The sequence below is a fragment of the Citrobacter sp. wls714 genome (assembly GCF_005281025.1).
GTDB lineage: Bacteria > Pseudomonadota > Gammaproteobacteria > Enterobacterales > Enterobacteriaceae > Citrobacter > Citrobacter werkmanii.
Genome location: NZ_SZWZ01000105.1, coordinates 114,139 through 140,738 on the forward strand (window position 1 = coordinate 114,139; position 26,600 = coordinate 140,738).

At 50.6% G+C, this 26,600-nt stretch carries 21 protein-coding genes and 1 other RNA gene; 8 read left to right on the forward strand and 14 right to left on the reverse strand.

Translation table 11 applies throughout. The annotated features are described in order from the left end of the window. Positions 1-55: 55 nt before the first annotated feature. A complete protein-coding gene (locus tag FDX11_RS23650) occupies positions 56-757 on the forward strand; it encodes a pirin family protein (protein WP_042311142.1) in 702 nt (233 codons plus the stop codon). Between the two features lie 26 nt (positions 758-783). Further along, a complete protein-coding gene (locus FDX11_RS25200; RefSeq protein ID WP_165406919.1) occupies positions 784-933 on the forward strand; it encodes a hypothetical protein in 150 nt (49 codons plus the stop codon). Between the two features lie 54 nt (positions 934-987). Here FDX11_RS25200 and FDX11_RS23655 read toward each other — a convergent pair whose 3' ends face one another. The 14 genes from FDX11_RS23655 to FDX11_RS23725 form a co-directional block, all read right to left on the reverse strand. Further along, positions 988-2,298 (reverse strand): serine dehydratase subunit alpha family protein, encoded by a 1,311-nt coding sequence (locus tag FDX11_RS23655; RefSeq protein ID WP_061382494.1) that lies wholly within the window; start codon positions 2,296-2,298, stop codon positions 988-990. A 24-nt stretch (positions 2,299-2,322) separates the two neighbouring features. Next, complete coding sequence (locus tag FDX11_RS23660) at positions 2,323-3,654, reverse strand: amino acid permease (RefSeq protein ID WP_038634097.1); 1,332 nt, start codon at positions 3,652-3,654, stop codon at positions 2,323-2,325. A gap of 745 nt (positions 3,655-4,399) precedes the next feature. Next, the gene (tdcG, locus tag FDX11_RS23670; RefSeq protein ID WP_042311189.1) at positions 4,400-5,764 is read right to left on the reverse strand and encodes an L-serine ammonia-lyase; all 1,365 of its coding nucleotides are present in this window, start codon (positions 5,762-5,764) and stop codon (positions 4,400-4,402) included. Positions 5,765-5,851: 87 nt separating this feature from the next. Further along, on the reverse strand, positions 5,852-6,247 hold the full coding sequence (locus FDX11_RS23675; RefSeq protein ID WP_137398628.1) for an enamine/imine deaminase: 396 nt from the start codon (positions 6,245-6,247) through the stop codon (positions 5,852-5,854). A 13-nt stretch (positions 6,248-6,260) separates the two neighbouring features. Next, complete coding sequence (gene tdcE / locus FDX11_RS23680) at positions 6,261-8,555, reverse strand: 2-ketobutyrate formate-lyase/pyruvate formate-lyase (protein ID WP_061382497.1); 2,295 nt, start codon at positions 8,553-8,555, stop codon at positions 6,261-6,263. A 28-nt stretch (positions 8,556-8,583) separates the two neighbouring features. Continuing rightward, complete coding sequence (gene tdcD, locus FDX11_RS23685; RefSeq protein WP_038634108.1) at positions 8,584-9,792, reverse strand: propionate kinase; 1,209 nt, start codon at positions 9,790-9,792, stop codon at positions 8,584-8,586. 31 nt (positions 9,793-9,823) lie between these two features. After that, positions 9,824-11,155 (reverse strand): threonine/serine transporter TdcC, encoded by a 1,332-nt coding sequence (tdcC, locus tag FDX11_RS23690; RefSeq protein ID WP_006687934.1) that lies wholly within the window; start codon positions 11,153-11,155, stop codon positions 9,824-9,826. Between the two features lie 22 nt (positions 11,156-11,177). After that, on the reverse strand, positions 11,178-12,167 hold the full coding sequence (tdcB, locus tag FDX11_RS23695) for a bifunctional threonine ammonia-lyase/L-serine ammonia-lyase TdcB (RefSeq protein WP_042311192.1): 990 nt from the start codon (positions 12,165-12,167) through the stop codon (positions 11,178-11,180). 98 nt (positions 12,168-12,265) lie between these two features. Continuing rightward, the gene (gene tdcA, locus FDX11_RS23700) at positions 12,266-13,204 is read right to left on the reverse strand and encodes a transcriptional regulator TdcA (RefSeq protein ID WP_042311194.1); all 939 of its coding nucleotides are present in this window, start codon (positions 13,202-13,204) and stop codon (positions 12,266-12,268) included. Positions 13,205-14,063: 859 nt separating this feature from the next. After that, positions 14,064-14,440: RNase P RNA component class A (gene rnpB, locus FDX11_RS23705), an RNA gene on the reverse strand. A 32-nt stretch (positions 14,441-14,472) separates the two neighbouring features. After that, positions 14,473-15,618, reverse strand: a complete 1,146-nt coding sequence (gene garK / locus FDX11_RS23710; protein ID WP_061388437.1) for a glycerate 2-kinase — start codon at positions 15,616-15,618, stop codon at positions 14,473-14,475. Positions 15,619-15,683: 65 nt separating this feature from the next. Further along, positions 15,684-16,574 carry a 2-hydroxy-3-oxopropionate reductase gene (gene garR / locus FDX11_RS23715; RefSeq protein WP_042311198.1) on the reverse strand — a complete coding sequence of 297 codons (891 nt, stop codon included), beginning with the start codon at positions 16,572-16,574 and terminating at the stop codon, positions 15,684-15,686. A gap of 30 nt (positions 16,575-16,604) precedes the next feature. Then, positions 16,605-17,375, reverse strand: a complete 771-nt coding sequence (gene garL / locus FDX11_RS23720; protein ID WP_079225947.1) for a 2-dehydro-3-deoxyglucarate aldolase — start codon at positions 17,373-17,375, stop codon at positions 16,605-16,607. 15 nt (positions 17,376-17,390) lie between these two features. Continuing rightward, positions 17,391-18,725 carry an MFS transporter gene (locus FDX11_RS23725; protein WP_061382501.1) on the reverse strand — a complete coding sequence of 445 codons (1,335 nt, stop codon included), beginning with the start codon at positions 18,723-18,725 and terminating at the stop codon, positions 17,391-17,393. Positions 18,726-19,129: 404 nt separating this feature from the next. On the opposite strand from FDX11_RS23725, the gene garD reads away from it, so the two are divergent. The 6 genes from garD (at position 19,130) to FDX11_RS23760 (ending at position 26,584) form a co-directional block, all read left to right on the forward strand. Continuing rightward, on the forward strand, positions 19,130-20,701 hold the full coding sequence (gene garD / locus FDX11_RS23735) for a galactarate dehydratase (protein WP_061382502.1): 1,572 nt from the start codon (positions 19,130-19,132) through the stop codon (positions 20,699-20,701). A gap of 355 nt (positions 20,702-21,056) precedes the next feature. Beyond that, on the forward strand, positions 21,057-22,316 hold the full coding sequence (locus tag FDX11_RS23740) for a sugar ABC transporter substrate-binding protein (RefSeq protein WP_042311206.1): 1,260 nt from the start codon (positions 21,057-21,059) through the stop codon (positions 22,314-22,316). A 78-nt stretch (positions 22,317-22,394) separates the two neighbouring features. Beyond that, on the forward strand, positions 22,395-23,339 hold the full coding sequence (locus tag FDX11_RS23745) for a carbohydrate ABC transporter permease (protein WP_137398629.1): 945 nt from the start codon (positions 22,395-22,397) through the stop codon (positions 23,337-23,339). Between the two features lie 9 nt (positions 23,340-23,348). Continuing rightward, complete coding sequence (locus tag FDX11_RS23750) at positions 23,349-24,173, forward strand: carbohydrate ABC transporter permease (RefSeq protein ID WP_137365234.1); 825 nt, start codon at positions 23,349-23,351, stop codon at positions 24,171-24,173. 11 nt (positions 24,174-24,184) lie between these two features. Then, positions 24,185-25,291 (forward strand): ABC transporter ATP-binding protein, encoded by a 1,107-nt coding sequence (locus FDX11_RS23755; protein WP_137398630.1) that lies wholly within the window; start codon positions 24,185-24,187, stop codon positions 25,289-25,291. A gap of 36 nt (positions 25,292-25,327) precedes the next feature. Continuing rightward, a complete protein-coding gene (locus FDX11_RS23760; protein WP_042311212.1) occupies positions 25,328-26,584 on the forward strand; it encodes a Gfo/Idh/MocA family protein in 1,257 nt (418 codons plus the stop codon). The last annotated feature ends 16 nt before the right edge of the window (positions 26,585-26,600 follow it).

Below are 26,600 nucleotides of genomic sequence, written 5' to 3' on the forward strand. Positions count from 1 at the left end.
ACAATGCAGCGTCTAGCCATTTAACATAAAAGGAAGTAAAGAGAGGTCAAGAACTATGATTACTACCCGTACAGCCAAACAATGCGGACAGGCAGACTACGGCTGGCTGCAGGCCCGTTATACCTTCTCCTTTGGACACTATTTTGATCCTAAACTGCTGGGTTATGCCTCGCTGCGTGTTCTGAACCAGGAAGTTCTGGCACCGGGGGCCTCTTTCCAGCCACGTACCTATCCGAAAGTGGATATCGTCAACCTGATCCTCGAAGGGGAAGCTGAGTACCGCGACAGCGAAGGCAACCATATCCAGGCTAAAGCGGGCGAAGTGCTATTGCTCGCGACACAGCCCGGGATCAGCTATAGCGAACACAATATCAGCAAAGATAAGCCGTTAACCAGAATGCAGCTCTGGCTGGATGCCTGCCCGCAGCGTGAAAATGCCTGCGTGCAGAAAGCCATGCTGAGTGCCGGTAAGCATCAACTGCTGGCCTCGCCGGACGGTGAGCAAGGCAGCCTGCATCTGCGCCAACAGGTTTGGGTACATCATGTTGAGCTGCAACAAGGCGAATCGCTCAGTTTTCAGTTACATGGGCCTCGCGCTTATCTCCAGTCGATCCACGGCAGATTCCATGCGGTGACGGCTGGAGCCGAAAAAGAAGCACTCACCTGCGGCGATGGCGCATTTATTCGTGACGAAACTAACATAACGTTAGTCGCCGATACCCCGCTGCGCGCTTTGCTGATAGATTTGCCCGTATAGTCATAGAAAACAATGGAGTACGACTATTGAGCAAGAAAAAAACAAAAAAACGCCAGCCGCAGGTTGAGCCGCAAAAACAGGACACGGCGACTTTCGGTTATGAAGAAATGCTGACAGAACTGGAAGCGATTGTGGCCGATGCCGAGCTACGGCTCGAAGACGAAGAAGCCGCCTGAAAAGGCGGCTCAGGCTGATGCCGGGTAGCGGCTGCGCCTTACCCAGCCTACAGATTAATGCGCTTTACTGGCCATGATCTCAATGATCTGCTTGTCGGTTTCCTGCATTGACCGACACGCCAGCGCGCACAGGTTAGTGATAGATTGCTCCACGTTATGCGCCACAATCCCTTCGTTACCCGTTACAGCAGTATCGTCCAGAGCCATCAGCACCGCTTTCCACGCCGCAGATGCGCTGGTTGAAACTTTCATCGCGCAGCTGTTTGAGGCGCCATCGCAAATCATTCCGCTCACGTCGCCAATCATGCTGCTGATCGCCATCGCGATGGTGTTGTAGCGCCCATCGACAATCCATGCCATACCCGCCGCAGCGCCCATCGCCGCCGTGGTTGCCGCACACAGTGCGGACAAACGTGGAAGCTGATGATGGATGTAGATTGCGCTCAGGTGAGACAGCATCAGCGCACGCGCCAGTTTTTCCTCATCCGCGCCAAAGTGCTCAGCAACCACCATCACCGGAACAGTGGCGGTAATCCCCTGATTACCGGAGCCGGAATTGCTCATCGCTGGCAGCGTCGCCCCGCCCATTCGCGCATCCGATGCCGCACTGGTACGGATCAGAATGGCGGTAGATAGATCGTCTGCCAGCAGGCCACGCGCGCACTGCTTCTCAAGCGTGGTTCCGATGTGCAAACCCCAGTTACCGCGCAGCCCTTCCTGAGACAACGCCCCGTTCAGTTTTGCCGCATCGAGAATAAAGCGGATTGACGCAAACGGCACCGCATTCACAAACGCCAGAATCTCTTCCAGCGACGTGTGAGACAGCACCGCCAGCGGTGATTCCTGCTCCTCTTCCTGAGTGCTCTCTTCTGTAGCGAACACCACGCCTTTGTTGGTTTCAATGCGCACAACGTTGGTATGGCCGCCAACAATGGTCACGCACGCCCATCCTTCAGCGCTGTACACTTTCGCACGGGAAAAAAGAATATCTTCGCAAGGCTCTTGCAGCATCACCGTAACCTTCCCGGCGCTCAGCATCGCTTTGGCCTGCGCCACCGCCTCAGCCGAAGCGTCTTTCAGCACTTCCAGCCCGGCTTTGGCGTTACCACCGATCGCGCCCAGCGCGGCGGCAATCGGTAACCCCACCATGCCAGTCCCCGGAACGGTCACACCCAGGCCATTTTTCATCAGGTTTGGCGAGACCCACGCATCAATGCGTTCAACCGCGCCGTCCAGCTCAGACGATGCGACCGCCGCCGCCAGAGCCAGAGAGATAGGTTCCGTGCAGCCCAGCGCGGGCTTCACTTCTTCCTGCACTGCGCGAATAAAACTATCCCATAATGGATTCAATGTAGTCTCAAACATAACAACAACCTTTGCTCAGATAACTCAGGAAAATGCCAGGAACGGAGAAACGCACAGCAGCAAGCCCGTGATAATAATCAGATACAGGGAAGCGCCTTTGTATTTGTGCAGTGCAGGAACTTTGTAGACCAGCCACGCCGGGATCAGACAACCCACCATGCCGAAGATTGGACTACAAATAGACGTGAAGCTCAGTACCGGCGCATTGAGCACAATTGCGCTCCAGGCCAGCAGAATGGCGAAAACCATAATGCCGCGCTGCACCAGGGTTTCATTGATTTTCTCGGCTGGCATTTTACGGCGCAGCACGTTCATCACGATCCCCTGAGTAGCTTCACGGAAGCCTAAATAGACGCCGAAGAAGGCAGTCATTACGGCAAAGATGTTCAGGATAACGCTGACGATTTTCACCCAGCCAGCACCATCGCCGCTGATAAACTGCGCTGCAATCGCCAGAGCGGAAATGTTCTGCTCATAGGCTTTAACCGCTTCGTCATGGCCCATCGCCAGCGTGAAGGAAACGGCGTAGAAAAAGACCGTAACGAACAGAATACCAAACGCGATATTCATAGCGCGCAGCGCTTTATGACGCGCCACCTCAATGGATTTTTCGCGAGAACGATATGAGATAACCATTGGGCTAAGAGTCTGAATAAACAGAATCGAGGTCAGCGTAAACGGCAGCGTGATAATCGCGTTTTTGATCAGCAGCGCCATCGGCGGCAGCGAACCTACGTTATATAAATGCCACATCCCTACCATCGACACGCCAAGCGCCGCTACCACCAGCAGCTTGGTCAGTACCATACCGGTAGAGATTTTAAACAGCAGTTTTTCCCCGCGCGACGAGATGGCCACCAGGATGCAAATCAGCACCAGGCCATAGAACGGGCTGTCGGACAGTAAGCCTTCAGTCACGCCAAACGTGTGCAGATAGGAGGCGCTGTCGTTAGTGATGGCGGTGGAATAGACGAACATCCAGATGACCAGCATCACAAAATACAATGCACCCAACAGGATGCCCCAGTTTTTACCCAGGTAGCCGCTGATCACGCTCGGGTAGTCTTTGCATTCTGGGGATTCAGCCAGTGTATTGATAAACAGACGCTGGAACAGATACATGGCAGGGTAGCCGATGATAGAGGAGAGTAAGAATACCCACAGCCCCATCAGTCCTACCTGGACGGGAAGAAAAACAATCCCCGCGCCGATTGCCATACCGATACTCATAATGACCCAGCCGGTGTCCGTACTGTCGAATTTAATGGCTTCGCGCCATTCACTTTCGGTCATTCCCGCCCGACGTGCCGGAGCAGATGCGTCGAGTATTACGCTGCTATTCGTTGCCGTTTCCATAATTTCCCGCTCAATGTGTAGGTAGAGGTTTTTTTATTTTTTTCGTACTGCTTAATGCGATACGCAGTACATAAGGTGCAGGTGAGCTATTGGAGTAATGAAGAAATCATACGCGCAGGATCAGAGAAAAACTTCACAAACAAACCCCTGTAATTTCTAAAAGTTAAGAAATATTTTCTCTTTTATATGCATATGTAGAATTTAAATTCTATTTTTGAAGCAGATCACAACAAAAAATGCGCGCCAAAGTGCTAATGCTGATCAGTTAACACCTCACCTTCTGCGTTTTTTGTTAAAACAGCAAAACAGATTTAACTGGAAGTCAGAGCGTTGAAGCGATGACCCCGGTCCGGCTGAAAATCGATGAGGCGTTGACGGCTGACCGGGACTGCCCGCAGGGATGCGGGCAGAGGGGACGGCCTGCATGGATGCAGGCTCGGCCCCGACCCGACAGGCAGACGGAATAAGACGAATAGCTCGCGCAGCGACGATTTTCCCGCCGGGAGCCTGGGATGCAAGGGAGGCGGCGGTGAGCCTCCCTTGCACGTTCACGGGTAACGGCGTTTCAGAGAAATGACACCACTGAGGTGAACGGAACCCTGAGCAAGAATCACATACTCACCATACATACTTAGCTGAGAGGTATTACATCAAAGTGCACCTTTTCTATCATGCCAAATTGATGGATTCATTGCCGGATGGCGGCGCTTACGCCTTATCCGGCCTACAAACGCACCCTTTCATCTCAGGTACAAACCACTTTAATCGCCAGGCCACCGCGCGAAGTTTCACGGTACTTGTCATTCATATCTTTGCCCGTTTCGTACATGGTCTCGATCACCTTATCGAGCGAAACGCGTGGCTCAGACGTCCGGCGTAGCGCCATACGCGCGGCGTTCACAGCTTTTACCGCGTTGATCGCATTGCGTTCGATACACGGTATTTGCACCTGCCCGGCCACCGGATCGCAGGTCAGCCCCAGGTTATGCTCCATGGCGATTTCCGCCGCAATGCATACCTGCGCAGGGCTACCGCCAAGCAACTCCGTCAGCCCGGCTGCCGCCATGGAACAGGCTACGCCAATCTCTCCCTGACAGCCCACTTCGGCACCAGAAATAGAGGCATTCATCTTATACAGCGCGCCTATCGCTCCTGCTGCCAGCAAATATCGGGCAATCGAGTTCGCATTCACCGGACGGCGGAATTTGTCGTAATAGGCCAGCACGGCGGGAATTATCCCGCATGCGCCGTTGGTTGGCGCGGTAACAACCCGACACCCGGCGGCGTTTTCTTCGCTCACGGCCAGCGCGAACATGTTGATCCAGTCGATCACGTTCATCGGGTCACTGGACAGATTATCACTGGAAACCAACAGTCGCCGCAGCGCCACGGCGCGACGCGGGACGTTCAGCGGGCCCGGCAGGACGCCTTCGGTGTTCATGCCGCGCTCAATCCCGGCGTGCATGACGTCCCAGATGGCGGCAAAACCAGCATCGATTTCCTCTTTGCTGCGCATCGCCAGTTCGTTTTGCATCATCAGGCCGGAAACAGACAGCCCGTTGCGCTCGCACAGCTTCAGCAGTTCGCTGGCGGAATGAAAATTGTAGGGTACGGGTGTTTCAACGTCATGCACCTGACCAAATTGCTCCTCTTCGACGATAAAACCGCCGCCGATGGAGTAATAGGTTTTACTTAACAGTGTCTCGTTACCATGCCACGCGGTAATACGCATACCATTTTCATGGCGCGGCAGCGTTTCGCTATGAAAGAGAATATTTTCGTCTGGGGAGAAATCGACAATATGCGTACCCTGAGCAACCGGCAAACGTCCGGTACGGGCCACTTCCTGAGTAAAACCAGGGATTGAATCTATATTAACGTTTTGCGGACTGTTACCGGCCAGTCCCATCATGATGGCGACGTCTGTCGCATGACCTTTGCCGGTCAGAGAGAGCGATCCATAAAGATCGACCACGATATGCGTGGTCCTGAAGAGTTCCCCGCTGCTGACCAACAGATCGATAAAGCTTTTACCTGCGTTCATTGGCCCCACGGTATGGGAGCTGGAAGGTCCAATGCCAATCTTGAAAATATCGAATGCGCTAATCATATCCACACCCTCGGATTGCCGTTCAGTGAAGACCAGGTTTCACACTCATTAAGGATCGGGGCGATCCTGCGATCGCCCCGCAAGGGATTACAGCGTATCGCCACGCACGGCGATGGCTTCAATCTCCAGCTTCACATCCTTTGGTAAGCGGGCGACCTGTACGCAGCTGCGCGTAGGGTAGATTGCCTTGTGCTCATCAAAAAACTGCTGGTACATCTGGTTAATGGTGGCGAAGTCGTTCAGGTCAGAAACGAAAACGGTGGTCTTGACGATATCGCTCACCTTCAAACCGGCGGACTCGACAATCGCTTTCACGTTTTCCAGGCTTTGACGCGCCTGATCGGCCACGTTTTCTGCCACTTCACCGGTCTGTGGACACACCGGAATCTGACCTGAGGTCAACACCATACTGCCCAGATCCACACCCTGTACGTAAGGTCCAATCGCCCCTGGCGCACATTCGGTTGCAATAACTTTTCTCATAACCCCTCCGGCGTTACAGCGCCTGGGTGAAAGTACGTGAAATAACGTCCTGCTGCTGTTCGCGGGTCAGCGCGTTGAAGCGCACCGCATAGCCAGACACGCGGATCGTCAGGTTCGGATAGTTTTCCGGGTGCTCAATGGCATCCATCAACATTTCACGGTTCATAACGTTAACGTTCAGATGCTGCCCACCTTCCACATGCGCTTCATGGTGGAAGTAACCATCCAGCAGCCCGACCAGGTTGGTTTTACGCACGCTATCTTCTTTGCCCAGCGCAGCCGGCACAATGGAGAAGGTGTACGAAATACCGTCTTTGGCATAGGTAAACGGCAGTTTGGCGACCGAGGTTAACGACGCCACCGCACCTTTGCGATCGCGGCCGTGCATCGGGTTTGCCCCTGGCGCAAACGGCGTACCTGCGCGACGTCCATCCGGCGTGTTACCGGTTTTCTGGCCGTACACCACGTTGGAGGTGATGGTCAGAATGGACTGCGTCGGCACCGCGTTACGGTAGGTTGGCAACACCTTAATTTTTTTCATAAAGCGTTCGACCAGGTCGCAGGCAATGCTGTCTACGCGCTCGTCGTTGTTACCGTATTGCGGATAGTCGCCTTCGATTTCAAAATCGATCGCCAGACCGTTTTCATCACGAATCGGTTTCACGCGGGCGTATTTGATAGCCGACAGCGAATCCGCCGCCACGGACAGCCCCGCCATTCCACAGGCCATCGTGCGATAAACATCACGATCGTGCAGCGCCATCAGCGAAGCTTCATAGCTGTACTTGTCGTGCATGTAGTGGATGATGTTCAACGCGCTGATGTACTGCACGGCCAGCCAGTCCATAAAGTGGTCCAGGCTCTCCATCACCGTGTCGTAATCCAACACGTCATCCATCAGCGGCGCAGTTTTCGGTCCGACCTGGATTTTTAGTTTCTCATCCACACCGCCGTTGATTGCGTACAGCAACGTTTTGGCGAGGTTGGCGCGCGCACCGAAGAACTGCATTTGCTTGCCGATAACCATCGGGCTGACACAGCAGGCAATGGCATAGTCATCGCTGTTAAAGTCAGTACGCATCAGATCATCGTTTTCGTACTGTAAAGACGAGGTGATGATGGACACCTGAGCGGCATATTTTTTGAAGGCAATCGGTAGCTGCTCGGACCACAGTACCGTCAGGTTCGGCTCAGGCGCCGGCCCCATGGTGTGTAGCGTATGCAGGTAGCGGAACGAGTTTTTGGTCACCAGCGTACGACCATCCAGCCCCATACCACCGATGACTTCGGTCGCCCAGATAGGGTCGCCAGAGAACAGGGTGTCGAATTCCGGCGTACGCAGGAAGCGCACCATACGGATCTTCATAATGAAGTGGTCGATCAGCTCCTGCGCCTGCTGCTCGTTTAAAATTCCCGCTTTGAAGTCGCGCTCAATGTAGATGTCGAGGAACGAAGCGGTACGGCCCAGCGACATAGCGCCGCCGTTCTGCGATTTCACCGCAGCCAGGTAAGCAAAGTAGACCCACTGCACCGCTTCCTGCGCATTACGTGCCGGACGAGAGATATCGCAGCCGTATTTCGCTGCCATTTCCTGCATTTGCAGCAGAGCGCGACGGTGTTCAGACAGTTCTTCACGCAGACGAATCGTGGCTTCAAGATTCTGCCCCCACTCCAGATTCGACTGAAGATCGGCAAACTGCAGTTCACGCTCACGCACCAGGTAGCGGATACCGTACAGCGCGACGCGACGGTAGTCACCGATGATGCGGCCACGACCATAGCCGTCCGGCAGACCGGTCAGTACGCCGGATTTACGGCAGCGCAGCATATCCGGAGAGTAGGCATCGAATACGCCCTGGTTGTGGGTCTTACGCAGGTCAGTAAACACGTATTCAAAATTAGCATCCATCTCACGACCATAAGCATCAAAAGAGCTTTTGATCATGTTGATGCCGCCAAACGGATGCAGGGCGCGCTTGAGCGGCGCATCCGTTTGCAGACCGACGATTTTTTCCAGTTCTTGTTCAATATAACCGGCGTCATGCGCGGTTATCGTGGTGGCAATATTGGTATCGAAATCAACCGGCGCATGGGTCGAGTTTTCAATACGGATGCCCGCCATAACTTTTTCCCACAACGCCGTAGTTGCTGGCGTTGCTTCGGCGAGGAAAGATTCATCCCCTTCATAAGGCGTGTAGTTGTGCTGAATAAAATCACGGACATTAATTTCTTCTTTCCAGTCCGTACCTTTAAAGCCATTCCAGGCTTCGGCATACAGCATATCGCTGGTATCGATATTTACCTTCATGAAAAATAATCTCTCTGCTGAAAATTAATTATGCAAATGCTACTGGGATATTAATTTTGCCTAACGCAATGGCATCACGAGCAATCATTTTCTCTTCATTTGTGGGAATCACCGCACAAATAACACGAGCATCCTTATTAGAGATAATTCTTTCGCCATGGGAATTTGGCAGACTATTCATCTCGCTATCGATATTTACACCTAAAACGGCCAAATGCTCGATAACCAAACGGCGAATTAATACTGAGTTCTCACCGATTCCACCGGTGAAAATAATGCCATCAAGACGATGCAGCGATGCGGCATGTCCGGCGATGTGACGCGCAATACGATGCACAAAGGTTTTAATCGCCAGTTGCGCGCGCTCATGTCCTTCGTGCCAGGCTTTTTCTAACGTACGTAAGTCAGAGGACAGACCGGAAATACCCAGCAAACCGGACTCTTTATTCACTACGCGCTCAAGGTCGCCGAGCGTCTGGTTGGTTTCAGCGGCAATCCACGCCATCGCGCCGAAATCCACGTCACCGCTGCGTGTGCCCATCATCAGCCCTTCCAGCGGCGTCATGCCCATCGAGGTATCAACGCTCTGCCCGTTACGTACCGCACAGATAGACGCGCCGTTGCCCAGGTGCGCCACAACCAGACCAGAATCATCATTCTGCAGATCCAGAAGTTCATGCGCTCGTTGCGAAACATAGCGATGCGACGTGCCGTGGAAACCGTAACGACGAACGCCTAACTCCTCAAAATATTTCCACGGTAAACCGTACAGATAGGCTTCTGGGGCCATCGTCTGGTGGAAGCTGGTATCAAATACCGCGACCTGCTGCACGCCTGGGAAAAGGTGCTGAGCAGATTCAATCCCGCTCAGGTTCGCATAATTATGTAGCGGTGCTAATGGCGATACCCGGCGAATATTGTCGATAACTTCCTCAGTAATAATTGCTGATTCGGTAAAGATATTTCCGCCGTGGGCAATGCGGTGGCCAATTAAGGCCACACTGTCCATTAAATTACGTTTTTCCAGTTCAACGGCAATCGCTTTTAATGCGTCTTCGTAGCTGTGGTGAGCCAGCTTCGCTGGCTCTCCTCCATTAATTGCTATGAACGCATTTTCAGAGTTAATACCGTCTGCAATTCCCGCCATTAAAACTTCACAGTTTGCTGCATCGAGCACTGAGAATTTAATGGAAGATGAACCACAGTTAATAACCAGTACTACCGGAAACTCATTCATTTCACTACTCCGCTCATCCTGAGCTTAAGGATTAAAACAGTTTGTAGACAATGTTCAGGATGGTCAGCAGACCAATCACGGTAACAAACACGTTATCCAGACGGCCACGGTATTTCGCCAGTGATGGCGCTTTACGGATGGCATACATCGGCAGCAGGCAGAGCAGAGAGGCAATAATCGGCGCGCCCATTGCTTCAATCAGGTCCAGGATGTTCGGGTTGGCGTATGCCACAACCCAGGTGGAACCCATGATAAAGATCATGCTGATGGTGTTGAGCTTGCCCATGGAAACTTTGGTTTTATCGCCTTTGTAACCAAACTTCAGCACCAGACCGTTCAGACCTTCCAACGTCCCCAGATAGTGGCCGAAGAAAGATTTGAAGATAGCAACCAGGGCGATGATTGAAGCACCGTATTCCAGAATGGTGGCGAAGGTAGACTTCGTACCGGACAGTGAAGCGAAGTGGTTCGCCAGGTAAGACAGCACTGGAATGTTTTGCGCTTTCGCATCCGCCATGTTTGCCGGAGAGAGCGTGAACAGGCAGCTAAAGGCGAAGAACATTACCACCGCAACCATCAGCATACTGGCGCGGGAGATGATTTTAGAACATTTCTGCTCGGTGAATTCGCGACCGTAATCTTTCTCATACTCTTCGCGTTTAGAGACGACGAAAGAAGAAACGATTGGCGAGAAGTTGAAAGAGAACACCATGATGGAAATACCCAGCCATACGGTAACCAGGATGCCGTCATGGCCAGTCAGGGCGATATTGCTGATATCCACCTGATCGATAACCGCAGAGTTCCAGTAAGGAATCAGCGACAGAGAGATAAGCACCAGGCTGGCAATGAACGGCCATACCAGGTAGCTCATCACTTTAACCATCAGATCTTTACCAAACCAGATGACGAATGCCATCAGCAGCAACAGGAACAGCGCCACGAAGCCACGGTTTAGCGCAGGCATCTGCAGCTGGTTTTCCCAGAAGGTCATAAAGGTGTTGGTAATGGTGACGCCATAAATCCACAGCAGCGGACAAATCGCAAAGAAGTAGAGGAACGTGATTACCACGCCGCCCGTTTTACCAAAGTGCTCTTCAACCGTTTCTGTGATGTTACCGGAAGGGTTAGAACCGGAAAGACACAGGCGTGCCAGCGCACGGTGGCAATAGAAAGCGATGGGGTATGCTAACACCAGCATGATCAGAATGGGGATCAGTCCGCCAAAACCTGCGCGGATAGGGAAGAACAGCACCCCTGCGCCGATGGCTGTACCAAATAAACCCAGTGTCCAGGTGGTGTCCGATTTGCGCCAGGACGACTGTTTTGTCTGGCTGGATACAATGCTATCAGTAGTACTCATATCCTATCCTCAACGAAGTATATTAAGCGTCAACTAAACCAGTAATTTGAGATACACGAGAAAGATCGATATTACCGCCAGAAATAATGCTGACTGTTTTTCTGTTCTGGATATAGCTATCTAATTTCCCGCTTAATAATGCTGCGCATGCCAGCGCACCGGCACCTTCAGTTACAACTTTATTTCGCTGAATTAATGCCACCATGCTGTTGCGAATTTCATCTTCGCTGACCAGGACAATGTCATCCACCAACTCACGAACGATTTCATACGTTAAAGTACCCGGGCGAGAGACGTCACAACCATCCGCCAGGGTGCCGGTCGTTCGGTGCGTGGTTATTTCTCCAGCGCGGAAAGAAGCCGCCATGCCGTGAACGTTTTCAGACTGTACGCCAATAATTTTAATGGTCGGGTTAATCGATTTAATTGCCACTGCAATACCTGCAATCAGTCCGCCGCCGCCAATTGGCACAATCACGTTATCGACATCGTACAGATCTTCGAGAATTTCCAGACCAATAGTGCCCTGACCGGCAATGACTTTCGGGTCATCATATGGCGGAATAAAGATACGGCCTTCCGTTTCCACAATCTCGCTAACCTTCGCGATGGTGTCGTTGAAGTTGTCGCCGTGCAGCACAACTTCTGCGGAATAATCGCAGGTTGCCGCCACTTTAGACTTCGGCGCGCCTTTCGGCATCACCACTTTGCCGTCAATTCCGAGCATGGCGCAGGAGAGAGAAACCCCTTGCGCATGGTTCCCTGCAGAGCAAGCCACCACGCCTTTACATCTTTCCGCTTCGGTTAATGAACTGAGCTTGTTAAAAGCGCCGCGGATTTTAAATGAACCGGTACGCTGCATGTTTTCAAACTTGAGGAAAATTTCCCCTTTGCAACGTTCACTAAAATAGTTAGAGCGAGGCATTCCCGTTTTATATATTTTCCCCGCCAGTCTTTTTTTCGCTTCGAGGATATCTTCAATTGCAACTGGGAGATCGTATGTAATGTGCATTAGAACCTCTTACCTGGGTATTAAATTAAATAGATAGCCGTAACCATTGTCAGATATAGACAGATGGCATTGAGTCCGTGTTAAAACAAATTCAATCTTTAATCAACTTCAATTAATTGCCTTCGTCTTCGACAATTATATGATGAATATTCTTTGGCTAATTCCACCAAAATAGATGCTGCTTTTTTAATTCGATAATTTTTCGACCACACGGCGGCATAACGCGCGACGGGTAACGTCTCTTGTACCGGGATAGTAATAAACTGGTTTGAGCCAAACGGTGTGGTCATGTCACAGGGAATTACTGTTAAGAAATCAGCATTGAGAACAAGATTATAAATGGTGACGACGGAGTCAGTATTAACGATGTTTTCACTGCTGATGCCATTATTTTGTAACGTAGTTAGAAGTTCGCGGTAGTATCCCATATTCGTTTGTGGCAACACCCACTGTTCGTTTTTCAACGCGCTCAGCGAGGTGATGCCGGTGCATGTTCGGGACTTGCTGGCGACCAGGATGAAGTCTGACTCAAAGAGCGGCTCAACATGGAGATCCTGTAGTTTCATCTCATCACTCAGCGTACCGATAGCGAAGTCGAGGCGCCCGTCACGAAGCGCGGGTAAGAACGAGGAGAGCTGCGCTTCGTACATGGAAACCTGCGCCTTCGGAAACACCTCTTTAAATTTTTTAATCATGCCGGACATGATGGTGAAGGCGATCAGTGAAGGAAAGCCAAACGACACATCAACCACTGCGTTACTCGTCATGCTGTTCATCTCATCAACCATGTTTTTCATTTCACGAGTAATGGATTCAGACCATGAGAGCATCACCTGACCTGCCTGAGTCAAGGTAACGCCGGTATTTTTACGCACCACTAACTCAATACCAAAATAAGCCTCAACATCATTAATGATTTTGCTGACCGCCGGTTGAGTTAAACCTAATTCTTTTGCAGCAGAACCGATAGAACCACTTCTAATGACTTCCTGAAAGACCACTAAGTGCTGTGTTTTAGGGAGAGAAATAGTATTCATATCGTCCTGCTCTAATAACTTTGTTGACGGCAGGAAGTTTACCAAATTAAGCAAACGAGGATATGTGCGACCACTCACAAATCCCCTTCCCTTACATTTTGTAAGATTATTATTAAATTGATAATTGCTTATTAATCATAGAGATAGAAAATATCAATCTCACTTAACCCTGACTTTAATCAAAAAAAGATGGGGGGATAACGATTTTTTATGGCTATAACGACATCATTTTCTCTGTTATTTCTTCGAACCATGAAAGGCTATATTTCAATCAATTACAGAGTAATTACCGGTAAAAAATGCGTTTAAATTTAATAAGTAATTTATCAAATATAATTATATTTTATCGTTTATGGTGTTTAAATAACGCCATGCATCACATTTTTTTGCCTTGTTTGTTTGTAAAAAAACATTGCATTTATCAATATTTAAACCAATGAAAACAAACCATCATCATATGCAACATTATATTAACACTGATTTTGCGCGCTTTGTCAGCAACTAATTTTGTGATGGAGATCGATTGCGCGTGATTATTCTCGATAAAAACGTATCGCATAGCGTTTTGTGTTGCTCATCACAAAACCAGAAATATCCCGAGAGACATTTCCTCTTATAAAAGAAATCAGGAACATTAATAAGAACGAAATAAAGGTTAGATGAGTGGGAAATAAACGTCAGATTTGTGGTGAATCAATCGCAACGCCATCAGGAAAACATTTGCCGGATGGCGGCGTAACCACCTTATCCAGCCTACAAAACCCGTTCCATACACCCAGTAGGCCTGATAAGCGCAGCGCCATCAGGCATGACAACCTACTCAGAAGGCAAAAACCCCGCCGAAGCGGGGTTTTATAAAGAGTGAAGCTGACCGATAAGCCGGGTTCTGTCGTGGACAGTCATTCATCTAGGCCAGCAATCGCTCACTGGCTCAAGCAGCCTACCCGGGTTCAGTACGGGCCGTACCTTGTGAACCCCTATTTGGCCTTGCTCCGGGTGGAGTTTACCGTGCCACGGACTGTTACCAGCCGCGCGGTGCGCTCTTACCGCACCCTTTCACCCTTACCTGATCCCACTTACGTGGGCCATCGGCGGTTTGCTCTCTGTTGCACTGGTCGTGGGTTTCCCCCCCAGGCGTTACCTGGCACCCTGCCCTATGGAGCCCGGACTTTCCTCCCCTCCGCCCGTCTCCCCCGAAGAGGACGACGACGAAGCGGCGACTGTCTGGTCAGCTTCGGCGCGCAGTATAGAGGGTTTGCGGGGCAATGTCACCCCGCACTGCGCATTCCTATCGCCAGCGTGGCGGCAATGTTCCTTGAAGCACGATAAATATTATCAAATGCCCCACGGAACGCCTCTTCCAGTGTGCTGATACTGGTCAATACGCTAAACACCGCATCGATACCATATTGATGCACCACCGCCACATCATGCGTCAGGCTGCCGCCAATACCAATCACTGGCTTGTGGTATTTCTTCGCGACATTCGCCACACCTACCGGCACTTTGCCGTGAATACTCTGGCTGTCGATCCGCCCCTCGCCAGTCACTACCAGCGTGCAATCGTGAATATGTTCTTCCAGATTAAGCGCCTGAGTCACAATCTCTATCCCACTGCGCAGATCCGCGCCTAAAAAAGCCATTAACGCTGCGCCCATCCCACCAGCCGCACCGGCGCCGGGAACGTCCTTCACGTCGACCCGCAGCGATTTTTTAATGATCTCAGCATAGTGAGACAGATTACGGTCCAGTTCGAGAATACGTTCTTCCGTTGCCCCTTTCTGCGGGCCAAAGATACGTGAAGCGCCAGTGTCGCCGGTGAGTGGATTGGTCACATCACAGGCTACGCGAATTGAACAGGTTTTTAAGCGAGGATCCAGGCCCGAGATATCGATGGCGTTCAGACTCATCAGGCTACCACCGCCGTAGCCAATTTCAGTTCCGTTGGCGTCACAGAGTTTCGCTCCCAGCGCCTGCGCCATACCCGCGCCGCCGTCGTTGGTCGCGCTACCGCCAATGCCGATAATGATGCTCTGTGCGCCGCTGTTCAGCGCCTGCAAAATCAACTCTCCGGTACCACGCGACGTAGTGACTAACGGATTGCGCTTTTCAGGAGGAACCAGCGCCAGACCACTGGCTGCCGCCATTTCGATAAACGCGGTTTTACCGTCCCCGGACATGCCCCAGCAGGCATTCACTTTTTCGCCCAGCGGCCCCGTCACCCACGCGGAATGTTCACGCCCTTGCGTGGCAGCAATCATGGCTTCGACCGTTCCTTCGCCGCCATCGGCAACCGGAACAGACACATATTGCGCATCGGGGAAAATTTCCCGAAATCCTTTTTCTATTGCCTGAGCTACCTCGGTGGCAGAAAGGCTTTCTTTATAAGAGTCTGGGGCAATTACGATTTTCATAGTTATGTAGCCTGACAGTGCCGCGCAAGGCAAGAAATACAGGGCGCGCATCCGCGCCCTTCTTGTTAGCGAGTGACTTCCACTTTCGCCAGTTTTTCGTAGTAGCATGCGAGTGCGCTGTGATCGGCGGAGCCCAACCCATCTGCGCGAAGCGCCTGCATCATCTCCATGACTGCAGCCGTCAGCGGTAACTGAGCGCCAACACCATGCGAGGTATCCAGCGCATTGGCCAGATCTTTAATATGCAGGTCAATGCGGAAACCTGGTTTAAAGTTGCGGTCCATCACCATCGGCGCTTTCGCATCCAGTACGGTGCTGCCCGCCAGCCCGCCACGGATCGCCTGATACACCAGATCCGGGTTCACACCCGCTTTGGTTGCCAGCGTCAGCGCTTCAGACATCGCGGCAATGTTCAGCGCCACAATCACCTGATTAGCCAGCTTGGTCACGTTGCCTGCGCCAATCTCGCCGGTATGCACCACGGAACCCGCCATCGCTTTCAGCAGATCGTAGTACTTGTCGAAAATCGCTTTATCGCCGCCGACCATCACCGACAACGTACCGTCAATCGCTTTTGGCTCGCCGCCGCTGACCGGCGCATCCAGCATATCCACACCTTTCGCTTTCAGCGCCTCGCTGATTTCACGGCTGGCTAGCGGTGCGATGGAACTCATATCGATCAGTACCGTCCCCGGTTTCGCCCCTTCAATGATGCCGCCTTCGCCCAGCGCCACCTCTTTCACGTGCGGAGAGTTCGGCAGCATGGTGATGATCACATCACACTGCTCGGCAATGTCTTTCGCCGTGGCGGCGGTTTCTGCGCCTGCGGCGATCACTTCCGCAATAGATTCTGGGTTACGGTCGGCAACCACCAGCGAGTAACCTGCCTTGAGGAGGTTTTTACTCATTGGTTTACCCATGATACCGAGGCCAATAAAACCAACTTTCATTGTCATGTCTTTATCTCTCTCTACTGTCGATGGTGGTTATTTCTTAAAAGAATCAGCCAGTTTCTGCGTGGCTGAACGGAACACGCCAAGGTCGCTGCCGACGGCAACAAACGTCGCGCCCCACTCCAGATAACGCCGCGCATCCGCCTCTACCGGGGCCAGAATGCCGCTTGGTTTACCGTGGGCTTTCGCGCGGGCGAAAATGTGCTGGATAGCTTTCTGCACATCAGGATGGGACGCATTGCCGAGGTGGCCTAACGCCGCGGCCAGATCGCTGGGGCCGACGAAGATACCGTCAACGCCTTCAGTCGCCGCGATTGCATCAACGTTATCAACGCCCTGCTGGCTTTCGATCTGCACAATAATGGTGATGTTCTTATTCGACTGCGCAAAATAGTCCGACACGGTGCCAAACATATTGGCGCGGTGGGATACGGACACGCCGCGAATCCCTTCCGGTGGATAGCGGGTTGACGCCACCGCGTTCACCGCCTCTTCTTCGGTCTCAACAAACGGGATCAGGAAGTTGTAAAACCCGATATCCAGCAGACGCTTAATGATCACCGGCTCGTTGGTCGGCACACGTACCACCGGCGCGCTGGCGCTACCTTTAAGCGCCATCAATTGCGGGATAAACGTCGAGATATCGTTCGGCGCATGTTCGCCGTCCAGCACCAGCCAGTCGAAACCTGCCAGACCTAAAACTTCGGTGCTGATTGGGCTGGCTAATGCAGACCAGCAGCCAATCTGAATCTGCTGCGCCGCGAGGGCCGCTTTAAACTTATTCGGGAAAATCGTGTTATTCATCGCCTATACCTTTATTTATTTCTGCAATTCCATACGTTTAATGTCACCGACAATAAACAGGTAGCAAACCATAGCCATCAGCGCCGAGCATCCTACAAACATCAGCGCGGCATTAAATGAGTGCAACTCGCTCACCAGATACCCAATCACCAACGGAGTAACAATGGAGGCCACGTTGCCAAATACGTTAAAGACGCCACCACACAGACCGACAATCTCTTTCGGCGCGGTATCGGAAATCACCGGCCAGCCCAACGCCCCGAAGCCTTTGCCGAAGAACGCCAGCGCCATCAGCGCTACTACCAGAGCAGTGTTATCGGTGTAGTTACACAGAATAATGGTCGATGCGAGCAGCATGCCGAGCACAATCGGCAGCTTACGCGCCAGGGTGATGCTGGAGCCACGTTTAATCAGATAATCAGAGAACACCCCACCCAGTACGCCGCCAATGAATCCACATAGCGCCGGAATAGACGCCACCAGACCAACTTTGAGGATCGACATACCTTTTTCCTGTACCAGGTAAATCGGGAACCAGGTAAGGAAAAACCAGGTAATTGTGTTAATAAAATACTGTCCGAAGAACACGCCAAGCATCATACGGTTGGTGAGCAACTGCTTGATATAATGCAGCTTAGGACCACCTGACTTCACATCGCCCGGCTTCTTATGGTCCATATCCACGACCGCGCCGTTTTCAGAGATAAACTTCAGCTCTTCTTGCGACATACGCGGGTGATCGGTTGGGTTATGAATAAACTTTACCCATAGCCCGGTGAGCACAAAACCAATCGCCCCCATCACTGTAAAGACGTGCTCCCAGCCCCAGGCGAAGGTCAGCCAGCCCAGCAGCGGCGAAAACAGCGCCAGGGAAAAATACTGTGCGGAGTTAAAAATCGCGGATGCCGTACCGCGCTCTTTGGTCGGGAACCAGGCCGCCACGATACGGGCGTTCGCCGGGAAGGAAGGCGCTTCCGAGAAGCCCAACATAAAGCGCATGATGAACATTGAAATACCCGCCCAGGCCAGCGGGAACATGTCGACAAAGCCCTGCAGGAAGGTAAATAATGACCAGAAGAACAGGCTCCAGGTATAGACTTTCTTCGAGCCGAACTTATCGAGCAGCCAGCCGCCGGGGATTTGCATCAACAGATAAGCCCATCCGAAAGCGGAAAAAATATAACCCATTGAGATGGCGCTGAGGTGCAACTCTTTCGCCACTTCCGTGCCGGCAATTGACAGCGTCGCACGGTCCGCATAGTTAACGGCAGTAACAATAAAAATTATCAGTAATATTAAATAGCGGGTATGTGTACCTTTCTTTTTTTCGACAATTGCATCCAAAATCATTCTATTTACCTCGGGTACATAAAAATTTTTATTATTATTTGTTAGCTATCCCTGGTGATAAATTACCGATAATAAAAACACATAATAATTTATCAGACGTTATGAAACCGTGATTTAGTATAATCAGCGGCGCAACGTTAATCATTGTGCATACGCTCACTAATCACGCGACATTAAAATAATATTTTGGGCATATGCACACATACATGGGCGCTAATGCACACATTTACGTATTCCTGTCCCTGGTAGCGCGGCCTTGCTGAGTTTAAGTGATCATGATCACATTCTTAATTTTAAACTCCTGACATTCTTATTTCACGATACCGAATCTTTATTACTTACAATTAGATTCAAAATATAAATACCCACACTATTATCACCACCTTGTTGGAGAATACTGGACAATGGCCGACATCGAAATCAGACAACAATCGCCAACGGCGTTTTATATTAAAGTTCACGCAACAGATAATGTGGCGATTATTGTCAATGACAATGGTCTGAAAGCCGGAACGCGTTTTCCAGACGGACTCGAACTCATTGAACATATTCCCCAGGGTCATAAAGTGGCGCTATGCGATATTCCTGTTCACGGCGAAATAGTGCGTTATGGCGAAGTGATAGGCTATGCCGTTCGCGATATCCCGCGCGGTAGCTGGATTGATGAATCCATGGTTGAGCTGCCCAAGGCCCCGCCGCTGGAGACGCTGCCGCTGGCAACCAAAGTGCCAGAGCCACTGCCGCCTCTTGAAGGTTATACCTTCGAAGGCTATCGCAATACAGACGGCAGCGTTGGCACCAAGAATCTGCTCGGCATCTCCACCAGCGTGCACTGCGTTGCGGGCGTGGTGGATTATGTGGTGAAAATCATTGAGCGCGATCTGCTCCCCAAATACCCGAACGTTGACGGCGTGGTGGGGCTTAATCACCTGTACGGCTGCGGGGTGGCGATTAACGCTCCGGCCGCCATTGTGCCGATTCGCACCATCCATAATATTGCGCTGAACCCCAACTTTGGCGGTGAAGTGATGGTTATTGGCCTCGGCTGCGAAAAACTGCAACCGGAGCGACTGCTGGAAGGAACTCACGATGTAAAAAGTATCCCGGTCGACAGCGCCAGCATCGTCAGTCTGCAGGATGAAAAGCACGTCGGCTTTCAATCGATGGTTGCTGATATTTTGCAAGTGGCAGAACGCCATCTGGCAAAGCTCAACCAACGCCAACGTGAAACCTGCCCGGCATCAGAACTGGTGGTCGGAATGCAGTGCGGCGGTAGCGATGCCTTTTCCGGCGTGACGGCCAACCCAGCAGTGGGTTATGCCTCCGACCTGTTAGTACGCTGCGGCGCGACCGTGATGTTCTCGGAAGTGACCGAAGTGCGCGATGCCATCCACCTTCTGACCCCGCGCGCGATTAACGAAGAAGTAGGTAAGCGCCTGCTCGAAGAGATGGCCTGGTACGATAACTACCTGGATATGGGCAAGACTGACCGCAGCGCCAACCCTTCACCGGGCAACAAGAAAGGCGGTCTGGCAAACGTGGTGGAAAAAGCGCTGGGCTCAATCGCCAAATCTGGCAAGAGCGCCATCGTCGAAGTATTGTCGCCGGGCCAGCGTCCAACCAAACGAGGTCTGATTTACGCCGCAACGCCCGCCAGCGATTTTGTCTGCGGTACGCAGCAGGTTGCTTCCGGGATCACCGTGCAGGTATTCACCACCGGTCGCGGTACGCCGTACGGCCTGATGGCGGTGCCGGTGATAAAAATGGCGACGCGTACTGAGCTGGCCAATCGTTGGTTTGACCTGATGGACATCAACGCAGGTACCATCGCTACCGGAGAAGAAACCATTGAAGACGTGGGGCTGAAATTGTTCGAGTTTATTCTCGACGTCGCCAGCGGGCGTAAGAAAACCTTCTCGGATCAGTGGGGACTGCATAACCAACTGGCGGTGTTTAACCCGGCGCCAGTGACCTGATTATCGAAACGAAAGCCAACGAAAAAACGGGGATTTATCCCCGTTTTTTATGTCTATGTAACAACAAATAAAGTGATAACGTTCGCATTTTAAGAGGTTTTTTCAAACATCTGTTTTTTTCGATTCAAACCTACAAAATGAACCTAACAATATGAAATTAAACGAAATAATGTCACCATTGTTTTATGTTATATTTTCGTTTTGATAAAAGAGAAACCTACCGAAAGACGACCTTGTTTTAATGCGATAATCCCCTATTTTTTACCGCTTTGACTTTCTCCGATGTAAAACAGATTATTCATAGGCTCCTGTAATTTACCTCATAAGCATTCTGACCTGAATAAAGAGGGAAGTTATGTATACCCTGAATAAAAATAATGTCGCATTGGCCTGTCTTATTTCCTGTTTACTGGCAACTCCTGTCGTCGCGAGTGCTGAAGGCCAATCGGACGCAAAGCCTGTTAAATTACGCTACACGTTATGGGACCGTAATCAACTCCCAGGCGAACAACAGCTCGTTAATGAATTCGAAAAAAACAACCCTGGCATCAAAGTCGAAATTGAATTAACACCTTATGACCAATATTTTATCAAGCTAAGTTCAGCAGTCGGTGGAAATGTAGCACCGGATGTATTCTGGATGAATATGCCTAATTTCCAGCAATATGTTAAAAATGGCATGCTGGAACCACTGAGCAATTATCTGAAAGAGAAATCAGCGCCGAAACTGGATGATTTTGTTAAAAGCTCAGTCGATGCCTATCAATACCAGTCGCAGCAGTATGCCATCCCAAGGGATATTGATGCAATTGCCGTCTGGTACAACAAAAAAATGTTCGATCAGGCTGGCGTGAGCTATCCCGATAAAAACTGGACATGGGACGATTTAAAACAAAAATCAGTGCAGTTGCGTAAAGGGCTGGATAAACAGTCTTATCCACTGGCAATGGAATTCAGCAGCGGGCAGGACAGTTACTTTAATCTGCTATTACAGGCTGGCGATAAGATTGTCCTGCCTGAGGGCAAAACGGATGTTGCCAATGACAAAGCCATCGCCGTCTATCGCGATGTTCAAGGCATGCTGAACGCGGGACTAATCCAACCGCCAGGCGAGATGGAAGCCTCGGATGTCTTCCAGTCAAACCGGGTAGCCATGGTCTACGCAGGCTCATGGTGGGCATTACCCTTCTCTCAAAATGAGCTGATTAAGGATCACATCGGCGTGGTACCAATGCCTAAAATGGCAGAGCAGGCAGGTGTATCCCATAGCCTGGCATTTGCCATGTCAGCAAAAAGTCAGCATAAAGATGCGGCGTGGAAGTTCATTGAGTTCATGAGTTCTGAGCATGCGCAGCAGACGCTGGCTACGGGAAAAGTCGTGATCCCCGCGAACCAAAAAGTGGCCAAAGAGTGGGCTGAAGGTTTTAAGGGTATTGATGTTTCAGCCTATATAGATTCATTGGCTTTCTCACATAAATATCCAACCGCAGGCTCTAATACCGCCAAGTGGAATAGCATCCTGAATGATGGCTTGAAAAAAGTCTGGACGGGTACTGACCCAGAAAAAGTCATGCCTGGTGTTGCAAAACGCGTTGAACGAGAAATGCAGAAATAATCCTGAGGGAGCCATGCTCCCTCTCGCTTTCGCCCACGCAATATATTTTGGTTGCACAGTGAGCATCCCGGAGTCTGTATGAGCTATTCAGATGAAGCTGCATCCCCACAATTACCAGCCAGGGAAGTGCACAAAAAATCCCTGACCAAGCTGGAAAAAGAAGAACGCTTCTGGGGATGGATAATGATTATGCCGTTACTGGCGGGGTTAATTGTTTTTTACTTTACTCCATTCTTCCAGAACGTTTTTTATAGTTTCACCGACCTGGGCGAGTTTCAGATCTGGACGACAATCAGCTTAGATAACTATATTAATTTATTCAGCGATGATGAGTTTCGTTCAGCAATATATAACACCCTGGCCTATGTTTTTATTTGCGTACCGATAATCACCATTTTGTCATTACTGCTCGCAATTGGCCTGAATCAGGCGATTCGCGGTCAGTGGTTGTTTCGCACGCTGTTATTTCTACCCGCTGTCACTATGCCTGCGGCCATTGCTATGGTCTGGCAGTGGTTGATGAACCGAAACTTCGGCTTAATTAATCAGATCCTGGCTTTTTTCGATCTTCCGGCCATCGGTTGGTTATCCGATCCCGATGTCGTCCGCCTGAGCGCCTCGTTGGTTATCATCTGGTCGGCTATTGCGCTGAAGATGATCATTCTGCTCGCTGGATTGCAGGGGATCCCCAAACAAATTTATGAAGCGATGTCACTGGATGGCATCAGCAAATTGCGTGGATTCTGGTCTATTACCTTACCGCTAATGATCCCAACGCTGTTTTTCGTACTGGTGATATCTTTTATCGAAACGCTGCAAATTTTCGATGTGGTTTATCTGCTGTTTGGTAGTTCATCCATGGTGGACGAGCAGACGATGACCATCGCCTATCTCTTCTATAAATACGCCTTTATCTACCATGAAAAAGGGTATGCCTCAGCAATCGCCGTGGTGATTTTCGTTATCACGATGGTCCTGACGCTGCTGCAAATATGGATTGGTAAACGACTTAAAGCACAGTGAGGCACCACGATGTTCATGACAAAACGTGAAAAATGGCTAATTTACGGCCTGATGATCCTCGCGACGCTGGTAACGGTGGTTCCGTTTATCTGGATGATCATCACCTCTTTTAAAACCCAGGCAGAAAGCATCGCCTTTCCGCCGATCCTGCTACCCGCCAACCCAGGGTTTCAGGCTTACGGTAAAATCTTGCATGAAATGCCTTTTGGCAGCTTTTACTTTAACTCGATCGTCTCCACGCTGATCATCGTCATTTTGCAGACGCTGATTGCGGCAATGGCAGCGTACGGTTTCTCCCGACTGCGTTTCAAAGGACGAGATGTCCTGTTTATGCTGTGTATTTCAATTCTGATGGTGCCCGGTCAGATCTTTTTAATCCCACAGTTTTTAACAGTTGAAAAAATCGGTTTGCTGAACTCAATTCCTGGACTGGTGCTACCGGGCTTATTCAGCATATATAGCGCCTTTTTATTACGTCAGTTTTTTCTGTCAGTACCTAAAGAACTGGAAGAGGCAGCCATTATGGATGGGTATAACCATCTGACTATTTTCTTCAAAATTATGCTGCCATTAATTAAACCGGGACTGATTGCCTGCGTCATTATTAACGGACTGTGGAGCTGGAATAATTTAATGTGGCCGCTGATCGTCAACACTTCCATGGATAAAATGACATTACCAGTAGGATTAGCCTCACTTTCTGGCCGCTCAGGCGTGGAATATCCGATGTTAATGGCGGGCGCATTGCTGGCGATTATCCCGATGTTGTTACTTTATATCTTCTTCCAGCGCTATTTTATTCGCGGCATCGCTGGTGCCGGAATTAAAGGATAAGGGGCAGTGTTATGTCAGGTATTCAATTACAGGCAGTAAGCAAAGTCTATCCCAATGGCTTTCAGGCGATCCATGGCGTTGATCTTGAAATCCACGACGGCGAATTCATGGTGTTTGTCGGGCCATCAGGCTGCGCCAAATCAACGCTGCTACGCATGATTGCAGGTCTGGAAGATATCACTCATGGCCATATCGCAATCGGAGAGAAGTGCGTCAACGACCTGCTACCAAAGGAGCGAGGCGTTGCCATGGTCTTCCAGAATTATGCCCTCTATCCCCACATGACGATTTATAAAAATATGGCATTCAGTCTGTTAGGGAAAATGAGCAAAGAAGAGATTGATATCCGCGTCCGGGAAGCAGCACACAAGCTGGAAATCGAAACATTGCTCGACAAAAAGCCCGGTCAGCTTTCAGGCGGTCAATGCCAGCGCGTAGCCGTTGGCAGGGCCATCGTGCGTAAGCCAGACGTTTTTTTGTTTGATGAGCCGCTGTCCAACCTGGATACAAAACTGCGTGTTTCAATGCGCGTGCGGCTGACAGAACTGCATCGACAACTGCGTCACGAAGGCGTGAGCGCAACCATGGTGTACGTCACGCACGATCAGATTGAAGCGATGACGATGGGAGACAGGATTTGCGTTCTAAATGGCGGCCGTATTATGCAGGTGGATACCCCAGGGAATATTTACCATCACCCCAGGAATAAATTTGTTGCTGGTTTTATTGGTAATCCGGCAATGAATATTATGCTGCTTGATATTGACCCCAGCACTCGTGGCCTGCGCCTGGCTGATAATTTAATCCTGCCACTAAATACGCGCTTGAGTAACCTACTGGAGCAATATCCGCACTCCAGCGTCTGGTTTGGCATCCGCTCAGAGGCCATTCAGTTAGCCTCGCAGCATGATGCCTCGGCGTTCGATGCGCACATTACCAACGTAGAAAGGATGGGCAACGAAGACCTTCTGCATTTTGATATTGGTGAGCAACATATGATCTTACGTATTAACTCCTCACCCGACTGGACCCCACTTCCCGGTGAATCTATCAAAGTGAAATTTAATCTGGAAGCCGCCTTTTTGTTTGATAAAAAACATGAAGAAAATTTGGTCTGACCGTTATTCAGGCTAAGTGAAAAATGAGAGGTTTATATGTGTGCGAATAAAGTGACCGTATTAGTGGTAGGGGCTGGTGCGCGCGGAGAAATATATTCTCGCTATGCGCTTGAACATCCAGACAGAATGCAGGTGGTAGGCGTTGCCGAGCCCAGAGAGGCATACCGCCAGCAGTTTGTCGCACAGCATAAGATTGACCCAAATAACGTGTTTTGCGACTGGCAAGAAGCTGCGGCCCAACCCAAAATGGCCGATGTGGTACTTATTTGCACGCAGGATAATATGCACAAAGATCCTGCCGTGGCGTTTGCTAATCTCGGCTATCACATTCTGCTGGAAAAACCGCTCGCCCCTACGCCAGAAGATTGCCGGATCATTATTGATGCGGTCAAACGCAACAACGTATTACTGGCCGTCGCGCACGTCCTGCGTTACACCCGCTATACGCAAAAGCTGAAATCACTGCTTGATGATGGCGTAATTGGCGATATTGTCAGCATGCAGCATCTCGAACCCGTAGGTTACTGGCATCAGGCGCACTCGTTTGTACGTGGTAACTGGCGCAATGAAGCAGAATCGTCATTTATGTTGTTACAGAAATCCTGTCATGATTTGGACTGGATCCGCTACATCATGAGCGACAACTGCCAGGACGTAGGATCATTTGGTAGCCTGAGTCACTTTGTGAAAGAGAATCAGCCTGCTGGTGCCGCCGACCGCTGCCTTGATTGTCAGGTTGAAGCAACCTGTCCCTGGTCTGCCTGCAAAATTTATCTGGGTGAAAACCACAAATGCACTCCACACTTCCGTCGAGTGCTGACTGCAGATCCTAGCGAAGAGAATGTTCGCCAGGCGCTGCGCGATGGGCCTTATGGTCGTTGCGTTTATCGTTGTGATAATGATGTAGTGGATCATCAGGTTGTTAACTTACGTTTTGCCCACCAACAGACAGTGACCTTTACCATGACCGCGTTTACCAAAATGGAAGATCGAAAAACGCGCCTGTTTGGCACCAGAGGTTATCTGGAAGGTGATGGCGAGCAAATCAGGGTGTTTGATTTCCTGACAGACAAAGAAACAGTGCATCAGATCGAGGAGATCGCCGCTGGCACACAAACCCAGATGGGGGGGCATGGTGGTGGCGATTACTACCTGATGGATCGCTTTATCCACGCAGTGATGGCCAACGATCAAAATATGATTCTTTCTGGCCCAGATGAATCACTGGAAAGTCACTTAATGGTCTTTGCCGCAGAGCGCGCTCGCAAGGAAAACTGTCTGGTTACGCTGTGAAGCCGGAGGAGATGAG